Source organism: Roseateles sp. (assembly GCF_036404855.1).
Lineage (GTDB): Bacteria > Pseudomonadota > Gammaproteobacteria > Burkholderiales > Burkholderiaceae_C > Pelomonas.
In genome coordinates, this window is the sequence record NZ_DASWYS010000221.1 from 1 (window position 1) to 17,137 (window position 17,137).

General features: G+C 67.9%; 14 protein-coding genes. 3 read left to right on the forward strand and 11 right to left on the reverse strand.

Translation table 11 applies throughout. From position 1 onward, the window contains the following. Both VGF12_RS14710 and VGF12_RS14715 read left to right on the forward strand, forming a co-directional pair. Nucleotides 1-802 (forward strand): hypothetical protein (locus VGF12_RS14710; RefSeq protein WP_331176790.1); only part of this gene is annotated, 802 nt, incomplete at its 5' end. Nucleotides 803-811: 9 nt separating this feature from the next. Then, the gene (locus tag VGF12_RS14715; RefSeq protein WP_331176791.1) at nucleotides 812-1,801 is read left to right on the forward strand and encodes a family 43 glycosylhydrolase; all 990 of its coding nucleotides are present in this window, start codon (nucleotides 812-814) and stop codon (nucleotides 1,799-1,801) included. An 81-nt stretch (nucleotides 1,802-1,882) separates the two neighbouring features. Here the strand turns inward: VGF12_RS14715 and VGF12_RS14720 are convergent, their stop codons facing one another. Continuing rightward, complete coding sequence (locus VGF12_RS14720) at nucleotides 1,883-2,641, reverse strand: PEP-CTERM sorting domain-containing protein (protein ID WP_331176792.1); 759 nt, start codon at nucleotides 2,639-2,641, stop codon at nucleotides 1,883-1,885. Nucleotides 2,642-2,987: 346 nt separating this feature from the next. Between VGF12_RS14720 and VGF12_RS14725 the strand changes: the two genes are divergently transcribed. Further along, entirely contained in the window at nucleotides 2,988-3,398 is a 411-nt protein-coding gene (locus VGF12_RS14725; protein WP_331176793.1) for a GFA family protein, read from the forward strand. 63 nt (nucleotides 3,399-3,461) lie between these two features. Here VGF12_RS14725 and VGF12_RS14730 read toward each other — a convergent pair whose 3' ends face one another. The 10 genes from VGF12_RS14730 to VGF12_RS14775 form a co-directional block, all read right to left on the reverse strand. Beyond that, nucleotides 3,462-4,229, reverse strand: coding sequence for an alpha/beta hydrolase (locus VGF12_RS14730; RefSeq protein WP_331176794.1), 768 nt, complete (start codon nucleotides 4,227-4,229; stop codon nucleotides 3,462-3,464). Continuing rightward, nucleotides 4,226-5,263 carry a glycoside hydrolase family 43 protein gene (locus tag VGF12_RS14735; RefSeq protein ID WP_331176795.1) on the reverse strand — a complete coding sequence of 346 codons (1,038 nt, stop codon included), beginning with the start codon at nucleotides 5,261-5,263 and terminating at the stop codon, nucleotides 4,226-4,228. The genes VGF12_RS14730 and VGF12_RS14735 overlap by 4 nt, the downstream gene beginning before the upstream one ends. A 283-nt stretch (nucleotides 5,264-5,546) precedes the next feature. Then, complete coding sequence (locus tag VGF12_RS14740; protein WP_331176796.1) at nucleotides 5,547-8,270, reverse strand: Tat pathway signal sequence domain protein; 2,724 nt, start codon at nucleotides 8,268-8,270, stop codon at nucleotides 5,547-5,549. Nucleotides 8,271-8,276: 6 nt separating this feature from the next. Beyond that, nucleotides 8,277-10,121 (reverse strand): glycoside hydrolase family 2 protein, encoded by a 1,845-nt coding sequence (locus VGF12_RS14745; protein ID WP_331176797.1) that lies wholly within the window; start codon nucleotides 10,119-10,121, stop codon nucleotides 8,277-8,279. After that, nucleotides 10,118-11,671, reverse strand: coding sequence for an alpha-N-arabinofuranosidase (locus tag VGF12_RS14750; protein WP_331176798.1), 1,554 nt, complete (start codon nucleotides 11,669-11,671; stop codon nucleotides 10,118-10,120). The genes VGF12_RS14745 and VGF12_RS14750 overlap by 4 nt, the downstream gene beginning before the upstream one ends. Continuing rightward, on the reverse strand, nucleotides 11,668-12,438 hold the full coding sequence (locus VGF12_RS14755; protein ID WP_331176799.1) for a DUF6250 domain-containing protein: 771 nt from the start codon (nucleotides 12,436-12,438) through the stop codon (nucleotides 11,668-11,670). Before VGF12_RS14755 ends, VGF12_RS14750 begins: the two co-directional genes overlap by 4 nt. Beyond that, nucleotides 12,402-12,725 (reverse strand): L-rhamnose mutarotase, encoded by a 324-nt coding sequence (locus tag VGF12_RS14760; RefSeq protein ID WP_331176800.1) that lies wholly within the window; start codon nucleotides 12,723-12,725, stop codon nucleotides 12,402-12,404. Before VGF12_RS14760 ends, VGF12_RS14755 begins: the two co-directional genes overlap by 37 nt. A gap of 28 nt (nucleotides 12,726-12,753) precedes the next feature. Then, nucleotides 12,754-14,121: a glycoside hydrolase family 28 protein gene (locus VGF12_RS14765; RefSeq protein WP_331176801.1), complete on the reverse strand. Its 1,368-nt coding sequence runs from the start codon at nucleotides 14,119-14,121 to the stop codon at nucleotides 12,754-12,756. Nucleotide 14,122: 1 nt separating this feature from the next. Further along, nucleotides 14,123-15,421 carry an L-rhamnose catabolism isomerase gene (rhaI, locus tag VGF12_RS14770; RefSeq protein ID WP_331176802.1) on the reverse strand — a complete coding sequence of 433 codons (1,299 nt, stop codon included), beginning with the start codon at nucleotides 15,419-15,421 and terminating at the stop codon, nucleotides 14,123-14,125. 21 nt (nucleotides 15,422-15,442) lie between these two features. After that, a partial coding sequence (locus VGF12_RS14775; RefSeq protein ID WP_331176803.1) for a bifunctional rhamnulose-1-phosphate aldolase/short-chain dehydrogenase occupies nucleotides 15,443-17,137 on the reverse strand: 1,695 nt, incomplete at its 5' end.

Below are 17,137 nucleotides of genomic sequence, written 5' to 3' on the forward strand. Positions count from 1 at the left end.
GTCTGCGCTGGATGCCGTGCGCCCGCGAATCGCCACCGCCCAGCTCGACGGCTTCTTTCAGCTGGTCGAGTACCCGCTGCGTGCCTCGGCGCTGGCCAATGAGCGCTTCTTCGCGCTGGAACGCTATGCCGCGACGATGGAGCGCGATCCCGCCGGCGCCCGCCGCTACGCCACGCAGGCGCGGCGCGCCGATCTGCGCCTGAAGGCACTGACCGCGCGCTACAACGCCGGTCGGTGGGCCGGCATCTTGGCCGAGGAGCCGGCCGACGGCTTGTGGACCAGCTATCGCCAACTGGCGCCATTGCTGCCCGCTTCCGGGCTGGGCGGCAGCGCGCCTGATGCGTTGCGCCATCTCGACAAGGCGGCTGTCGATCTGGCGCCTGTGGCTCCGGCCAGTGCCTTGCCATCGCTGCCTGTGACTGCTTCGGAAGGCTGGCGTCGCGTTCCCGGTCTCGGCCGTGGCGTAGGCGTGCTCGCGGCCCGCCGGCCAGGCGTGGTGCTGGAGCTGCAGGCCGACGCCTCACCGACCCCGTCCTGCCTGCTCGTCCACGTGCTGCCCATCTACCCGTTGCAGGCTGGCGAATCCTGGCAGGCCGAGCTGGTCGCCGGCGATCAGGCGCACGCGCTGCGTTGGGCACGCGGCACGCAGGACGCGGCATGGGGCCAGGGCGTGCTCGCCAACCGTCTGACAGCGACACTTACGCTGCCCCAGGTCCATGCCGGCCCGCTGCGCCTGACCGCGAGCCAGCGCGACCTGATGTTCGACGGCGCCGAGCTGCAGCCTGGCGCCTGCCGACCTTGAGGACCGAAGATGAAATTCATCACTCTGGCGTTCGTTGCGTTGCTTGCCACCACAGACGCCCAGGCCCGGAACCCGCTCGCCCTTGGCCAGAACCTGCGCACGGCCGACCCTTCCGGTCACGTCTGGCCCGACGGCGGGATGTGGCTCTACACGTCGCATGACGAGGAATGCCAGGCTGACTTCCACATGAAGGACTGGTACGCCTTCTCGTCCACCGACCTCGTCAGCTGGACGAATCACGGCGCCGTGCTGTCGGTGAAGGACCTCAAGTGGGCCGACGACTATGCCTGGGCGCCCGACGCCGCGTACAAGAACGGCAAGTACTACCTCGTCTTTCCGGCTGGGACCGGTGTGAAGGACCGGCAGGATCCCAAGCGCAGCACCAAGTGGATGGGCATCGGGATCGCGGAGAGCAGCTCGCCTGCCGGCCCGTTCAAGGACGTGATTGGTGCGCCGCTGTGGCGCAAGCCCTACGCCAACGATCCGGCGCTGTTCATTGACGACGATGGGCGCGCCTACCTCTACGTGCATGCGTCAGGCGCCGACTATCACGTAGTGGAGATGGCCGACGACATGCGCAGCGTGAAGGGCGCGCTGCAGAAGATGGACATGGGCGGCTACGAGCCCAAGATGGAAGGGCCCTGGGTCTTCAAGCGTGACGGCCGGTACTACTTCACCATGCCCGAGGACAACCGGACGCTGAGCTACTACATGGCCAGCTCGCCGACGGGGCCGTGGACCTACCGCGGCGTCTTCATGGAGCCGGAGAACGGCAACAACCACCACTCCATCGTGCAATACCAAGGTCGTTGGGTGCTGTTCTATCACCGCTGGCTGGACGTTCCCGGCGCGGCCTGCTCGAAGAAGCAGCGACACGTGGCGGCGGAGTTTCTGCATTTCAATGCAGACGGGACGATCAGGAAGATCGGGCGGACGGAAGAAGGCGTGACCGGTTTTGCGAACGGCGGCAATGTGAATCGAAGCCCTGCCACGGAATGATGCCGGCGTCGAGGGCACGGGTCGCCGGCGCGCCCGAGCCCGCCATCCCTGCCGGTCGCACCCCGTGCAGCCCGACGATGCTCAGGCGCCTTGGCGGCGGCGCGTAGCGACCAGCAGCCCGACACCGGCAAGCGCCAGCAGCGCGCTCGCCGGCTCGGGCACCGGAGCGCTCAAGGTCAGCGTGTAGTTCAGCTCGCCGCGGTTGTCGCTGTAGTAGCCAGGCAGGCCGCTGAACGAGTAGGAGTCGGCGAAGCCGATGTACAGCCGGGTGGCGCCGGCGGGGGCGACGAAGCTCAGCAGTTGGCCGGCCGGCTTGTTGAGGCCGGCATGGCCGTCGCCGACGAAGAACACCTGGTTCAACAGCGGCGACTGCGTGCCGGCCTGGGTGCTCGCGTTCCAGTTCAGTGAGGCCGGCGCGGTCTGTCCGAAAGGATCGGCTTCGCTGGTGAAGACAGCCACCAGGCCCAGTTGGGTGTTGCCGAAGATGCCGGACAGGCCGTTCAGTGGCAGCACATTGGTGCTGCCGCTGTAGCCGTCCGCCCCGCTCAGCGCAGCAGGGTTGCCGCAGCAGTTCACGCCACCCGTGACGGACTCAAAGCTGAAGCTGGTGCTGCTGCCGTCGCTGGCGGCGAAGCTGTAGTACGGGGCGCTTGCCGTGGTAGCCGCCTGGCTCGCGTGGACCGTGCCGCTGTGGCCGAACAGCTGATAAATGCTGGTGTTTGCGGTGACGGTGCCGCTGGCGGTGCCGCCGGGAGCCAGGGTGGTCTGTGCCCATGCAGGCAGGGCGGCGGTCAGCGCGGCGAGGACTGCGGCGGCGCGCAGTGGGAATCGTGTCTTCATGGGGTCTGCCTCTCGGGCCTTGAACAAATGCGGGCGGAGTGTCCCGTCGGGCCTGCAGCGCCACGATGTGCCGAAAGTCTGCAGCCGGTCCCCCGGCCAGGGTCGCCGGATCAGGGGACAGGTCTTGCGTACCCGTTGCTTGCCTCGTTCGTCCTCGGACGCTTAGCTGCATGAGTTGTCCGATGCGAACCTTCGATGCGCAAGTTCAGCGCATCACGTAGCCGGCGGCGCCCGCGCAACCCGGCGTTGCGCCATCTCGCATCCCTGCTGCCAGATTCAGGCACAAGCAGCGCACAGGCATTGCAAGAATCGCGGTCCACCCATCCAGATTCCCGGAGACTTCATCATGCAAGCTCATTGCCTGTGCGGCGCCGTCCGTTTCACATCGCCCGATGCCCGGGAGATCGGCGCCTGCCATTGCCGCTATTGCCGGCGCTGGGGCGGTGGGCCACTGCTGGCCGTGCATTGCGGATCTGACGTGCAGTTCGAGGGCCGGGAGTACATCGGCGTCTATGCATCCTCTGAGTGGGCCGAGCGAGCCTTCTGCCGGCAGTGCGGCACCCATCTCTTCTACCGGCTGCTGGCAACCGGCGAGTATTTCGTGCCAGCAGGTGTCTTCGACAGCCAGGATTTTGAGCTGGCCAGCCAGATCTATGTCGACCGCAAGCCTGGCTACTACGACTTCGCCAACCAGACGCCGATGCTGACCGAGCAGCAGGTCATCGCACAGTACGCGCCACCCGGCGACGCCGCCTGAGAGGACGAGGGCCTGCGATGGCCGGGCCCACCGATGCAGCACTTGCGCTGGCGCGGGGCCGCCTCAGCCGCCGAGCCTGCCGCGCAGCCAGCGGGCCGCGAGTACGGGCCATTGGTCTTGCGTGCCGTCCAGCCCGCGCAGTGCGAAACCGTGTTCGGCCTTCGGGAAGATATGCGCCTCCACGTCCAGCCCGTGCTGCTGCGCGGCCACGATGAGGTTGAGCGCGTGCTGCACTGGCACGATGCCGTCGTGGAGCGCGTAGGCCAGGAAGACGGGGCACCTCGGCAGGCCGTGGGGTTCGCTGGCGATGCCGATGGGCCAGGCGTCGTAGAAGGCCTGCTTCTCCGGCGGCAGGAAGTCAGGCTTGCCCACGGGGAACTTGTGGTCGCGGTGATTGGCGTTGAGGGGCGCGTAGGCGATGACGGCGCCGGCCGACTCGCCCTGGCAGGCCATCACGCCGGCAAGATGGCCGCCGGATGACAGGCCCACGTGCAGCAGTGGCAAGGGCGCCAGGGTGGCGAAGTACTCGAGTGCCAGGCGCCCGTCCTGCAGCGCGATGTCGAAGGGATGACCGTCTTGACCCGGCAGCTGATGCACGAGCACGTAGGCGTCCAGTCCCAACGTGTTCAGCCAGTGCGCGATCTCGACGCCTTCCTTGTCATGCATCAGCTGCAGGTAGCCGCCGCCCGCATAGACGAGGGCGCGGCCGCGGGGCGGCGTCGGTGACAGATAGGCGTGCAGCTCGGCCCGCGTGGGCCGGCGGCAGACACGGTCAGGCGGGTCGCCGTCGAAGGCGTTGGGATCGCCGGGAGTCAGGGCAATGACAGTCATTTCTTTTCCGGATAGGGCTGGCCGAAGTCGGGCATGCCGTCTGCGGTGAAGCGCAACGGCTGTACGCGCGTGGCGCGGCCGGCGTCCTTCAGCGGGTCGCCGGCGATGTCGCGGTAGTTGCGGGCGTGGAAGACGTTCAGCACAGTGCCGTCGGGATCGGTGAGGAAGCTGTTGTGACCCGGGCCGTACTGGCCGCTCTCGGGGCTGCTGACGAAGACCGGGCCGGGAGATTTGTGCCAGCTCCTAGGATCCATCAGGTCGGCGTTCTCGTCGGCCCACAGCAGGCCCAGGCAGTACTCGGCACCGGTGCCGGCGGCCGAATAGGTCATGAAGACGCGCCCGCCATGGATGAGGACCGCGGGCGCCTCGTTGACGACGTGGCGCACCTTTTCCCAGGCGTAGTCAGGCTGGCTCAGGCGCACCTGCGGGCCTTCCAGCTCCGTCGGGCTCTTCATGAGCGAAATGAAGATGTCGGTGCTGTGGTTCTTCTTGCCCGGATCGGTCTGCGCCCAGGCGAGATAGCGCTTGCCGCGGTGCTCGAAGACGGTGGCGTCCAGCGTGAAGGTTTCCCACGCTGTCTTGATCTGGCCGCGTTCGACCCAGTCGCCCTGCATCGGGTCGGCGGCAGCGTTCTCCAGCACCCACAGGCGGATCTTCCATGGCTCCTTGGCCTCGCCGGCGCTGAAGTAGATGTACCAGCGGCCGTCAATGACGTGTAGCTCGGGCGCCCAGATGTGGCGACTCATCGGGCCTTGCTCATGCTTGCGCCAGACGACTTTGGGCTCGGCCGTCGCGAGCCCTGCGATGCTGCGTGCGCGGCGCATTTCCAGGCGGTCGTATTCGGGCACGGTGGCCATCAGGTAGTACCAGCCGCCGTGGCGCAGGATCTGGGGATCGGCGCGCTGCGCGACGAGCGGGTTGGGCCAGGGCAGTGGCACGGGCGCAGCCACTGGCACTTGGGCGAGGGCAGGCAGCGCGACGGCCAGCAGGCCAGCGGCGAGCATGCCGCGGCGCGAGGAGCGGGACGGGGTCAAGTGGAGATCTCCTTGCGTTCAGTTGGCCATCACGGTGCGCCAAGCGCGCTTCTTTCCGGCAGCCGGGCGCAGCCGCTGGCTGCAATCACGCACAGTCGGCGCCCGCGCCAAAGCCGGTGATGGCGAAGCGGGACAGGCAACGGGACACGGGCAGGCGCGGCGGCGGCATGTCGACAGGCTTGATCCAACATCAGGCGTGTGCTTGGGGAACTGCCCCCGGGTGCCGCCATCGCGCGGCCTGCCGGGCCGGCTGTGGCGGCGGGCTCGGCGCGTCGGATCGGCGTCAACCAACCAGACCGGCAGTCTTGGCCGCCTCGTCCAGCGCATCGCCGATCAGCGCGAGGTTCTGGATGCCCGCGAGCCCCCATTGCGCTGAATCGTTGGTACTGATGCTCGGCTGCTCGACCAGCGGCCGGATCACGTCCACGCCACCAACGCGCCTTACAGCACCGCCGCCCCGGAGGGCGCGCGAGGCGAAGAACTCGCGCCAGGCGCGCAGCGCAAGCGCGCGGTCTCGCTCCTGGAAGGCGGCGTAGGCCGTCATGCGCGAGCCGGTGTCGCCCAGGCTGCGGCCTCCGGGGTCCTTGCCGAGCAACCCGACGATCTCGCTCTTCGGCGAGTTGTAGTAGCGGCAGTACTCCAGCCAGGCCTTGCGATAGGCGGGGACGTCCACCAGCGTCAACAGCTCCGAGCTCATCTCGATGACGCCGAACACGCCGTTCAGGTGCGAGATGGAGATCGTGTCGCCCGGGCCGGCAAACTTGCCAGTCTTGGCGTCGTAGGGTGCGCCGCCAGCGAACCAGCGTCGCGGCAGGTCGCCGATGCTCTGCATGCCGTTGACCACCTTGGTACGCCAGCGCGTGTCGCCGGTGCGTTCCCACTCGGTCAGCCAGGCCGCGATCCAGGAGCCCCAGGTCGTGCCGAAGCCCACGCCGGGCAGGTTGGAGGTCTCCGGCGGCGCCGCGTTGCGGGCCAGCTTGCGCGAAATGTCGACCTTGGCAATGTCGGCGTCGGAGTCCAGCAGCTCGCGGATCAAGTCGCCGCAGCGCTCGTCGGCCGTCAGGTAGAAATAGAAGCGCCGGTAGGCGGCGTTGGAGATGCGCGGCTGCTTGGACGAGTCGGACCAATGTTGCACGCCATGGCGCGTGCCGAAGCCCTTGAACTCGCCGAGGTGGTAGACGTCCACCTCGCCGGTGTGCCGAGTCATGGCCTCGGCGAGGCGGAAAACGTCGGCACGGCCGGTGCGCAGATAGCTGTACCAGAGCCACATGTCGGTCGACAGTTCCGAGTTGTCCCAGGCATATCCGCCGATGTCGTAGCGCCACATGTGGCGGTCGACGTCGTAGGCGTGCATCACGTCACCGTAGTTCCAGAAACCGTACCAGCGGTGCTGCTCGACTTCCTTCAGGTACTGGTCCAGCTGTAGCGACAGCCGGTCCTCGATGAGCTTGCGGGCCGGCGAGCCCGTGCTGGCAGGGTCCCAGTCGCCGAATACGCCGGCGGCGTGGATGCGTTGCGGCGACAGTACCAGTCGGGCCGGGTGGGCGACCTGCTCGGCCATGTCAGAGAACACCTGGTGCGACGGCGTGCTTCCCAGCACCCACACCTGCAGCTCCGACGTGCGGGCCACGCCGACCGAGGTGTCCCAGCCCGGCTCGTAGTCCTCGTAGGTGATGTTGAGGCCTTCGATCTGCTTTTCGTGCGTGTCCATGTCGCCGGGAGAGCGGTAGGAGCGCATGTCCATGGCGGGCGCGGAGGGCGAGTACAGCCAGGCCGTCACGTCGGCCAGCTCGGTGGCCGCGCCCCGCACGTCCAGCCGCACCGGGGCGCGCTGCCAGAAGTCCTTGAGTCCCAGCGCCACGCCGCCCGAGGCGCCGCCCGCGTAGACCAGGCCCTTGCTACGGCTGCCGCCGTTGGAGGCGATCCAGGCCTGGCCGGCCTGCGTGCGCTTGGCGATGGTGAAGCCGTCGGCATTGGCCTGCGACAGCGAAAAGTCGTTCCACTCTGGAATCCATTGCAACCGGTCCGACACGCGCTTGTCCATGCCCGACAGCGGCGGCAGCGCCAGGCCAGCGACCTGGGCATCCTTGTAGGCTTGACCGGGGTCGCGGCGCAGGCCGGTGACCGGCCTCACGGCCTCACCCCACACGCCTACACCTTCGCCGGAGAAGCGCACATGGCGGTCCTGCGTTGCGTTGGTCATTGGGACTTGTGCCGTGACGCCCAGGCCGGCGATGAAGTCCTTGGCCGGGTCGCCATCCCAGACGAAGCTGTGCACGATGCGCACGCTTTCCGAGCCGGCGTAGAAGTACAGCCGCACCGAGAACGGCAACCAGTCGCGGCCGTTGCCGCTGTGTGTACCGTCCAGTTTCAGCACGGCGCGCACCGGGCCCTGCTGCTCCACGGTGACCGTGTTGACCTTGCTGCTGAAGGACTGGCGCGCAACCTTGCCATCCAGTTCGGGGTCAGCGCCGTCCTGGCGCAGCGCGACGAGCTTGAGGTTCTTCAGTGTGACGCGGCCCGAACGCGCTGCCTCGGCGATCAGCACCGGGCCCTGGGTCGGCACGGTCCAGACGAGATCACCCGCCGCGACCGTCACCTGGCCACCTTCTTGCCTGACGCTGACCTTGCCCGCCGCCGGTGCGCCGCGTTCGAGCTTCAGCGCGCCCTCTGGCACGCCACCGGCCACCGCATGCGCCGTCCACTTCAGCGAGCCGTCCGGCCAATAGGCCAGCGGCCAGGACTGCACAGGCTGGTTGGCAAGCCGGAATTCAGGCGCCTTGCCTGCCGGCAGTTTGAGCTGGCCGCGCGGCCAAGGCACGCCGAGCGTGGAACCCTCGAAGCGCGCGGGCGTCCCCTCCAGCCAGTGCAGTGGCGTGTTGTCCACCGGCACCGTCGAGGCGGGCAGGTTGGCCGTGGCAGCCTGTGCGGCGGGGAGGGCGGAGACTAGTGACGCGGCGGCTGTCGTTTGCAGGAAGCCGCGGCGGGAGAACGGGGGGATTGTCATGGGAGCTCACCGGTTGGACGGCAGGGTTTTGTAGTGCTCGGCCATCACCTCGAAGGCCTGCTTGCGCTGCCCGGTCTCCGAGATCAGACCCTTGCGATTCCAGCCGTTCTGGAAGATTGGGTGTTCGCGGCGTGGCGAGCGGAAGTCCTTCAGCACCCAGGGTGAGAGGCCCCGCAGGTTGGGGATGCGGCCCAGCATCGCCAGCGTGGCGCGGTAGTAGGCGGCCTGGAACTCCTCGCTCCATTTCTTGGGCTGGGCGCTCAGGTCGTGATAGCCGGCCAGCGCGTCGGCGCCGAACTCCGACACCAGCAGCGGCTTGTCGGTGGGCAACGCCCACTTGAGTCGGGCGAGGTCTTCCAGCCTGTCGTCTCCGTACCAGCCTGCGTAGGTGTTGACGGCCATCACGTCCAGGTGCGGCAGCAGCGGGTCTGCGATCCTGACCGTGTCGCCCTGGCGCTCCACCAGCAGCGCGGCGCTGATGAGGCGGCTCGGGTCCAACTCTCGCACCGTGGCGGCCAGCGCGGCATGAAAGCGCGTGCGGTTCTCGGCTACTGGCGTCTCGTTCCCCACGCTCCACAGCGCCAGCGCCGCGCGATTGCGGTCGCGGTAGATGGTCTCGGCCTGCTGGCGTCGGGCCTTCAGCAGCACGGCAGGGTTGTCCCAGTCCACGGTCCAGTAGACGGGGATCTCGTTCCAGACCAGCAGGCCCAGCTCGTCAGCCGCGCGCAGCATGGTCTCGGAGTGCGGGTAGTGCGACAGGCGCACGTAGTTGCCGTTCAGGCCAGTCTTGACCTCGCTGAGCAGCGCCCGGGCCGCAGAGTCGGTGAGCCGGCGAGCCGGGTTGGCGCCCAGCTCCTCTTCGTGGATGGACACGCCCCGCAGCGTGATGGGCTTGCCGTTCAACAGGATCTCGCTGCCCTTCACGGCCAGCGTGCGGAAGCCCACGCGGTCGTCGACGGCATCGCCGTCGCTGGCGAAGCGCACCGCGTAGAGCAGTGGCGATTCGGGCGACCAGCGCTTTAGCGCACCTGGCGCGGCGATGTCGAAGCGGGCCTCACCGTGGGCGTCGGTCGTGGCCCGAGCCTTCAGGTTCAGTGCATCGATTTGTACGCTGACGGCCTGACCCGCGGCCTGTGCGCCGTTGAGCTGCAGGCTGCCCACCAGGCGGCCGGCTTCGGTCAGGCGCAGCGTGGCGTCGTCGATGAAGGTGGCGGGCGTCTGGATGAGCTTCACGGGCCGCGTGATGCCGCCGTAGAGATCCCAGTCGGTGATCTCGCCGGGGATGCTCTGGGCGTCGTGACGCGAGTCCACGCCGACGACGAGGCGGTTGCCTTGCGCGCGCAGCACGTCGGTCACCTCCAGCACGAAGGGTGTGAAGCCGCCTTCGTGGCGGCCGACTTCCTTGCCGTTCAGATAGACGTGGGCGCGGTAATTGACGGCCTCGAAGCGCAGGAAGCTGCGCTGGCCGGGCTTGGCGGGAGCGGCGTCGAAGCGGCGCTGGAACCAGATCAGGCCGTCGTACCAGCGCAGTTCGGGCGCGGCGGCGTTCCAAGCGCCGGGGATCTCCATGGCCGGGCCGCGGTCGAGGTCGAACTCGAAGAAGGCCGTGCCGGGCTTGGCCTCCTCGGCGGCGACGTCCACGTCGCGGTAGCGCTGCATGCGCGACTTGGCGACCCAGCCGTTGATGTCGGTCAAGCCGGTGCGGTAATAGTCCTTGGAGTAAGTCCAGCGGCCGGAGAGGTCTTGCACGTCGGCGCGCTGGCCGGTGAGCAGCAGGGGCGGGCGCAGCGCGTCGGAGGCAAGGGCGGGTGCGGCGACGAGGGCCAGCAGGGCGGCGAGACGGCGGATCATGGCTGGACCTCGAGAACGAGAACGGACTTGGCCGGCAGCGTCAGGCTGAGCGTGCCGTTGTTGGCCTGGGCCTTGAAAGGCTGCGGCCTGACGCGGTTGGGCGCCTCGAAACGGTTCTCGGCGTCCATGGTCGGGGCGGTCAGCAACTGGCCGGTCACGGCGCGCACGCCCTTGCCGCCTACGGCGAGTTGCAGAGGCAGCGCATCGTTGGGGTGGGTGTTGGCGAGACTGAGCAGCAGCTTGCCGTCGGCGCTCTTGGCCGCGCTGGCGGACAGGGCCGGGATGCTGTACTGGCCCAGCGTGTAGGCCGGCACCCCGGCCAGTTGAACCGGTAGCGAGGTCGCGTCCATGAAAGGCAGGTGCATCGCGAAGGCGTGGTAGCTGGGCGTCAGCACCATGCGCTCCTTGTCGGTGACGACCATCGCTTGCAGCACGTTGACCATCTGTGCGATGTTGGCCATCTTCACGCGGTCGGCATGGCGATGGAAGACGTGGAAGTGCAGCGCAGCCAATACCGCGTCGCGCAGCGTGTTGCGCTGGACCAGGAAGCCGGGGTCGGTGCCTGGCTCAGGGTCGTACCAGCTGCCCCATTCGTCGAAGTAGATCGCGACCCTTTTCGTTGGATCGTTGCGGTCCAGGATCTCGCGGTGCTTGGCAAGGTAGCCGTCGATGGTCTGCGGCACGGCCAGCGTGGAGATCCACTCGACCTCAGGGAAGCCGATGGCCGAGCCCTTCTTACTCCAGTCCCGTGTGGGCAGTGAGTATTGATGGTGAGTGATGGCGTCCATGCGCTGCTTGACCTCGGCGCTCAGCGTCTCGGTCCAGTTCAGCTCCAGCTCCTGGCCGCCGCTGGCGACCAGCTTGGGGCGATTGCCGCGTGGCGCCTTCGCGAAGGTGGACCAGTGCTTGTAGAGGTCAGCGTAGTAGCCCGGCTTCATGTGGCCGCCGCAGCCCCAGCTTTCGTTGCCAATGCCCCAGTACTGGATGCGCCACGGTTTGTCGCGGCCGTTGGCGCGACGCTGGCGAGCCAGGGCCGTGTCGCCTTCGGCCGTCAGGTACTCCAGCCATTCAGCCATCTCTTGCACGGTGCCGGAACCGAGGTTGGCGTTGATGTAGACCTCGCTACCCAGTTGCTCGGCGAGGTCCAGGAACTCGTGCGTGCCGACCGAGTTGGGTTCGATGACCCCGCCCCAACTGGTGTTCACGCGCGGCGGGCGCTGCGCCTGCGCGCCAATGCCGTCGCGCCAGTGGTACTCGTCGGCGAAGCAGCCACCGGGCCAACGCAGCACCGGCACCTTGAGGGCCTTGAGCGCGTCGACGACGTCGCTGCGCCAGCCGCGCACATTGGCGATCTTGGAGTCCGTCCCCACCCACAGACCTTCGTAGATGCCTGCGCCCAGGTGTTCGGCGAACTGGCCGTAGATCTGGCGGGCGATGACCGGGCCGGGCTTGTCGGCCTGGATGTCGATCCTGACCGGCTCGACTGCCTGTGCAGCGAACGACGTCATGAAACTGAGGGCGAGGCTGAGGGCGGGGAGCAGGTGTTTCATCGGCATTGGAGGATCTGAAAATCTCGGATCTGCAGGCGGCTGGCTGTGGTGCGCAGCGCGAAGTAGCCGTGCAGACGAGGATTGGGGTCGGCGCGCGTAAAGACTTCGTTGCTGCCGGCAGACCAACGCAGGTGAATCGGGTCCGCGGCCGTCGGTTGGCGCGAAACAATCTCGATGCTGATCGGTTTGTCGGTTAGCAGGCGGGTCGTGGACGTCATCGGCAGCTCGCCCGGCTCGGCCATTGGTCCGTCGGCAAAGCCGGCCAGCAGCCTGCGCTGGCTGCCGTCGTACAGGCGCAGCCGCGTCGTCGTGTTGGCGTTGGCGCCGAAGCCCACGTAGTAGGTGGGCAGGCCGTCGTAGCCGGCGAACTTGCCGCTGCGTGGATAGGGCGCGCTGCCATCGGCTTCCAGCGCATTCCAGAACATGTTCAGGTCCGACAACCGGCCGGCATGCGGCCCCGCACTGATGGGTGCGGGCAGCGCCAGGGCGGTGAAACGGATGGCGTAGTCGCCCGACAGCGGCTCCCGCCACCACAGGCTCAGGCCAGCGGGCGTCGCGATGTCCAGCACGCCCTTCTCGGCGGTGACGACGGCGCGCGGGTCTTCTGCCTCCAGACGCCAGCGGGTCAGGCCGGCGCGGAAGTCGTCAGCGGCGGCAGGCTCCAGCCTGCGCGGGGCTTCGCACCAGTTCGCGGCGGCTGCCGCCAGCGGCAGCGCGAGCGTCAGTCCGACTAGCCCGCAAAGTGAAAGACGGACGGCAGAGACCATTGGCGCGGCTTGTTGTCGGCTTCGACTTCCATCAGCGGGGCCATGTAGTCCCACCAGCGACGCATGACGGGCTGCAGCGGCAGCTCGTCGAAGGCCTTGCCCGGCTTGCGCTTGAGCACCGCGAACAGGCTCAGCGTGCTCTCGTCCAGGAAGATGGAGTAGTCGTGGATGCCGGCGCCGCGCAGCGCCTCGGCGAGCTCGGGCCACAACTCGTCGTGGCGCTTCTTGTACTCCGGCACCACACTGGGTTTGAGCTGCATCTTGAAGGCGAGGATCTCGTCGCTCATCGTCTTGTCTCCTGGTGATCTTGTTTGGTTAAAGCACGTCCTGCTCAGCCATGCTCAGTGCCGACACGTCGCGGCGACGAAGCGCTGGATCCGCGATCCAGTGCCGGGTGTCGAGGCCGGCCAGTTCGACACCCGCGCCCACCGCGACGGGCGTGCCGGTCTGCAGCCGGCAGGCGTCATCGAAACGCCAGCCATGCACGTCCTGCACATGGCCGCCGCGTTCGGCCTGGAGGTCCAGCCCGCTGAAGTGGAAGTCGCGCAGCGGTACCTCGGCATACGCGTCCACCTCGAAGGCGACCCGGGCGCCACGGGCGTGCAATTGGGCGACGTGCACGCCACGGACCTCGGTGCGGCCCAATTCGGGCGCCACCGGCGCGGCTAGAGCCTGCCAGTGCCGTGGCGCCTGAGACAGTTCGGCGTCGGGAATGCGGGCGCGGCTGTAGCCAGGGTTCCAGTTCATCGTGATGCGCAGCGCCGTGGGCACGTCGCGCAGCGTGATCTGGCTGAGCTGCAGGTCCTCGACGCGGCCGCCCCGCGTGGGAGCAGACTTGAATAGCACGCCGACCGGCACGGCGGCCAGCACCTCGATGCGGTGGGCCCGGATGCGACGCAAGCCGCCCGAGGTTTCGCTGCCGAAGGTGAGGCCGGCGGCGCCCTCGCGGACGATGCAGTCGCTGATCTCGATATCCTCGCTGGGCCGCGCGACGCGCAGGCCGTCGGCGTCGCGGCCGGCCTTCAGGCAGAGGGCGTCGTCGTTGACGGCGATGTCGGCGTTGCGGATCCGCACGCGGCATGAAGAGTCGATGTCGATGCCGTCGGTGGACGGGCCTCGCGCTTCTTCGTTGTTGCGGATGATGATGCCGTCGACGACGACGTCCTCTGAGTAGCAGAGGTGCAGCGTCCAGAAGCCCGAGCGGCGCAGCAGCAGACCGCCGCCGACCTGGATTCGGGCCGATTCGAAGACCTGGATGAGGCGGGGACGTTGCGCGTCGTAGTCGGACGCCCAGCGCAAGCCGCGCGGCTCGTAGGCGGCGCGCAGGGCCCAGTAGCTGTCCCAGAACACCTTGCCGTCGCCGTCGATGCAGCCTTCGCCAACGAGGCCGACGTCGTGCTCGCCGTAGATGTTGACGAGCGCGGCTGGCCAGCGCATTTCGATGCCCGCCACGCGCGTGGGCAGCATCGGGTAGTCGGCGAGGTTACGGGAGCCCAGCAGCGTGGCGCCGCGGTCCAACCGCAGCGTCATGCCGCTCTTCAGGAAGAGGGCGCCGGTGAGGTAGACGCCGGGCGGCAGCCGCAGCTCTGTGCGCTGCAGCGCCGCGGCGTCGATGGCGGCCTGCAGCGCCCGCGTGTCGAGAGTGATGCCGTCACCGCGTGCGCCGAAGGCCTGCGGGTTCACTTCAAACGATGCCGCTGCCGCTCGCGCCGGCCTTGGGCGGGCGCTTGACGGCAACCTGCTCGCGATAACCGCTGGCGCGGTAGGCCGAGACCGGGTCGATCGCGCCGCCGGCGCGCAGACGGGCCATCGCGAGGATGGGGCTCACGTCGGTGCGGAAGGCCTTCTTCAGCGCCTGGGCGGACTGCAGCGCATCATTCTCGGCCTGGAAGCCGGCCAGGGCGGCACGGTCGACCAGCGCGGCCTGCACGAAGGCGCGCTGCACTTCGACGGCGCTGCTCATCAGGCTTTCGATGGGGTCGGTCACGTTGTGAGACTGGTCCAGCATGTAGGCGGGGTTGAACGCCGCGCCGTCGCGCTGGGCCGCATCGGCCAGCTCGTTGAAGACCAGGAAGAGCTGGAAGGGATCGATGGAACCCGAATCCAGGTCGTCGTCGCCGTACTTGCTGTCGTTGAAGTGGAAGCCGCCGAGCTTGCCGAACTGGGCCAGGCGCGCCACGATCATTTCGATGTTGGTGTTGGGCGCATGGTGGCCCAGGTCCACCAGGCACTTGGCCTTCTCGCCCAGTTGCTGGGCGACGGCGAAGCTGGTGCCCCAGTCGGCGATGACGGTGCAGTAGAACGCCGGCTCGAAGAGCTTGTGTTCGATGTACATCAGCCAATCCGCCGGCAGCGCGGCGTAGATGCCCTTGGCGCTGTCGAGGTAGCGTTCCAGCGCGCCGCGAAGGTTGTGCTGGCCGGGGAAATTGGCACCGTCGCCTACCCACACCGTCAGGCCCTTGGAGCCCAGCGCCTTGCCCAGCTCGATGCACTCGATGTTGTGCGCGACGGCCTGCTCGCGGGCAGCCTGGCTTTGCGCGGTCAGGCTGCCGTACTTGTACGTGTGAGCCTGGCCGGCCTGGTCCTGGAACGTGTTGGAGTTGACGGCGTCAAAACCCAGACCCAACTCGTCGGCTTGCTGGCGCAGCGCCTTGGGGTCGGCCGGTTTGTCCCACGGGAAGTGCAGCGACACGGTGGGCGTGGCACAGGTCAGTTGGTGGATGACGGCGCAGTCCTCCAGCTTCTCTGTCACGTCGCGCGGCTCGCCCTTGCCGGGGAAGCGCGCGAAGCGCGTGCCACCGGTGCCCACGCCCCAGCTGGGCACGGCCACGGCGAAGCCCTGGGCCTTGGCGGTCAGCGCTTCGATGTCCACACCGCGGCGGGACAGCATGCCGCCCAGCGCGTCGTAGTCGGCCTGCAGCGCGGCGCGCTGCGTGGCGTTGTGCTGCTCGACCTGGGTCGCGTCGATGATGGTCTTGCTCATGTTTGTCTCCTGCGCCGATTGTTAGCGCGTGAAGGCGGCGGCGTTGCCGGCGTCCACGTTCAGCACATTGCCCGTGCTCTTGCCGGACTTTTCGCTGGCCAGGAAGTACACCGCCTCGGCGATGTCCTCCGGCAGCACACTGAGCTTGAGCATGCTGCGCTGGCGGTAGAACTCTTCGATGTTGTCCGAGTCGATCTTGTTCGACGCGGCGCGCTCTTCCTTCCACTTGCCGTCCCAGATGCGCGAGCCACGGATGACCGCGTCGGGGTTGACGACGTTGACGCGCACGCCGATCGATGCGCCCTCCAGGGCGATGCAGCGCGCCAGGTGGATCTCGGCCGCCTTGGCCGTGCAGTAGGCCGACGCGCCGGCCGAGGCAACCAGGCCGTTCTTGCTGGCCACGAACACCATGGAGCCGCCAATCTTCTGCTGCTTCATCAGGCGGAAGGCGCCGCGGCCGACCAGGAAGTAGCCCGTGACCAGGATGTCCTGGTTGCGCTGCCAGATCTCGAGGGTCGTGTCTTCCAGCGGGGCAGCGGAGGCGATGCCGGCGTTGGACACGAGGATGTCCAGGCCGCCAAAGCGCAGCGCCGTGGCGGACAGCACGGCCTCGACCTCGGATTCGGACGTGATGTTGCCCTGCACGGTGGCGATGCTGTCCTTGCCGGCTACCTTCAGCAGGTTGGCTTGGGCTTCGGCCAGCGCGCCAGAGTCGATGTCGGTCAGCATCACGCAGGCACCTTCCTGCAGCAGTTGGCGGGCCACGGCCTGACCAATGCCACCGGCACCGCCGGTGACCAGGGCCACGCGGCCGGCCAGGCTCTTGGGCTTGGGCATGCGCTGCAGCTTGGCTTCCTCGAGCAGCCAGTACTCGATGTCGAAGGCCTCCTGCTCGGGCAGGCCGACATACTTGTCGACGCCATTGGCACCACGCATCACGTTGATGGCGTTGATGTAGAACTCGCCGGCGATGCGGGCGGTGGCCTTGTCCTTGGCGAAGGACAGCATGCCCACGCCCGGAATCAGATAGATAACGGGGTTGGCGTCGCGCACGGCCGGGCTGGTCGGGCGCTTGCAGCGCTCGTAGTAGGCCACGTAGTCGGCACGGTAGTCTTCCAGTGCCTTGTCCAGGCCGGCCAGCAGCGCGTCGACGTCGGGCTTGGCCGGGTCGAAGTCCAGCACCAGCGGGCGGATCTTGGTGCGCAGGAAGTGGTCAGGGCAGGAGGTGCCCAGCGCAGCCAGCTTGGCGAGGTCGTTGCTGGCGACGAACTCCAGCACCGCGGCGCTGTCGTTGAAATCACCCAGCTTGCGCTCGCCGGCGCTGATGCGGCCGCGCAGCGCGGGCATCAGCTTGGCGGCCAGCGCGGCACGCTGTTCTGCGGGGAGGGTGATGGACTTGACGCCGCCGAACACCGGCTGCTTGACGTTCTCGCCCAGCCACTCCTCCGCCAGGCGGATCATCTGCAGCGTGATCTCATAGCAGCTCTTGGCCGTGTCGCCCCAGGTGAACAGGCCGTGGCCTTCGAGGATGATGCCCTTCAGCTGCGGCTGTTCCCGCGACAGCTGTTCGAGTTTCAGGCCGAGGTCATAGCCGGGACGCTGCCACGGCAGCCACCCAAGCTCGCCCTCGAAGATTTTGGCGGTGAGCGCTTCGCTGTTCTTGCAGGCGGCAATTGCAATCACCGAGTCGGGGTGCATGTGATCGACGTGCTTGCG

Coding starts and splice junctions, on each gene's coding strand:
- VGF12_RS14750 (WP_331176798.1), bottom strand. CDS start 11,671: ATGAAACACCTGCTCCCCGCCCTCAGCCTCGCCCTCAGTTTCATGACG.
- VGF12_RS14760 (WP_331176800.1), bottom strand. CDS start 12,725: ATGAGCGACGAGATCCTCGCCTTCAAGATGCAGCTCAAACCCAGTGTG.
- VGF12_RS14715 (WP_331176791.1), top strand. CDS start 812: ATGAAATTCATCACTCTGGCGTTCGTTGCGTTGCTTGCCACCACAGAC.
- rhaI (WP_331176802.1), bottom strand. CDS start 15,421: ATGAGCAAGACCATCATCGACGCGACCCAGGTCGAGCAGCACAACGCC.
- VGF12_RS14755 (WP_331176799.1), bottom strand. CDS start 12,438: ATGGTCTCTGCCGTCCGTCTTTCACTTTGCGGGCTAGTCGGACTGACG.
- VGF12_RS14730 (WP_331176794.1), bottom strand. CDS start 4,229: ATGACTGTCATTGCCCTGACTCCCGGCGATCCCAACGCCTTCGACGGC.
- VGF12_RS14725 (WP_331176793.1), top strand. CDS start 2,988: ATGCAAGCTCATTGCCTGTGCGGCGCCGTCCGTTTCACATCGCCCGAT.
- VGF12_RS14745 (WP_331176797.1), bottom strand. CDS start 10,121: ATGATCCGCCGTCTCGCCGCCCTGCTGGCCCTCGTCGCCGCACCCGCC.
- VGF12_RS14720 (WP_331176792.1), bottom strand. CDS start 2,641: ATGAAGACACGATTCCCACTGCGCGCCGCCGCAGTCCTCGCCGCGCTG.
- VGF12_RS14740 (WP_331176796.1), bottom strand. CDS start 8,270: ATGACAATCCCCCCGTTCTCCCGCCGCGGCTTCCTGCAAACGACAGCC.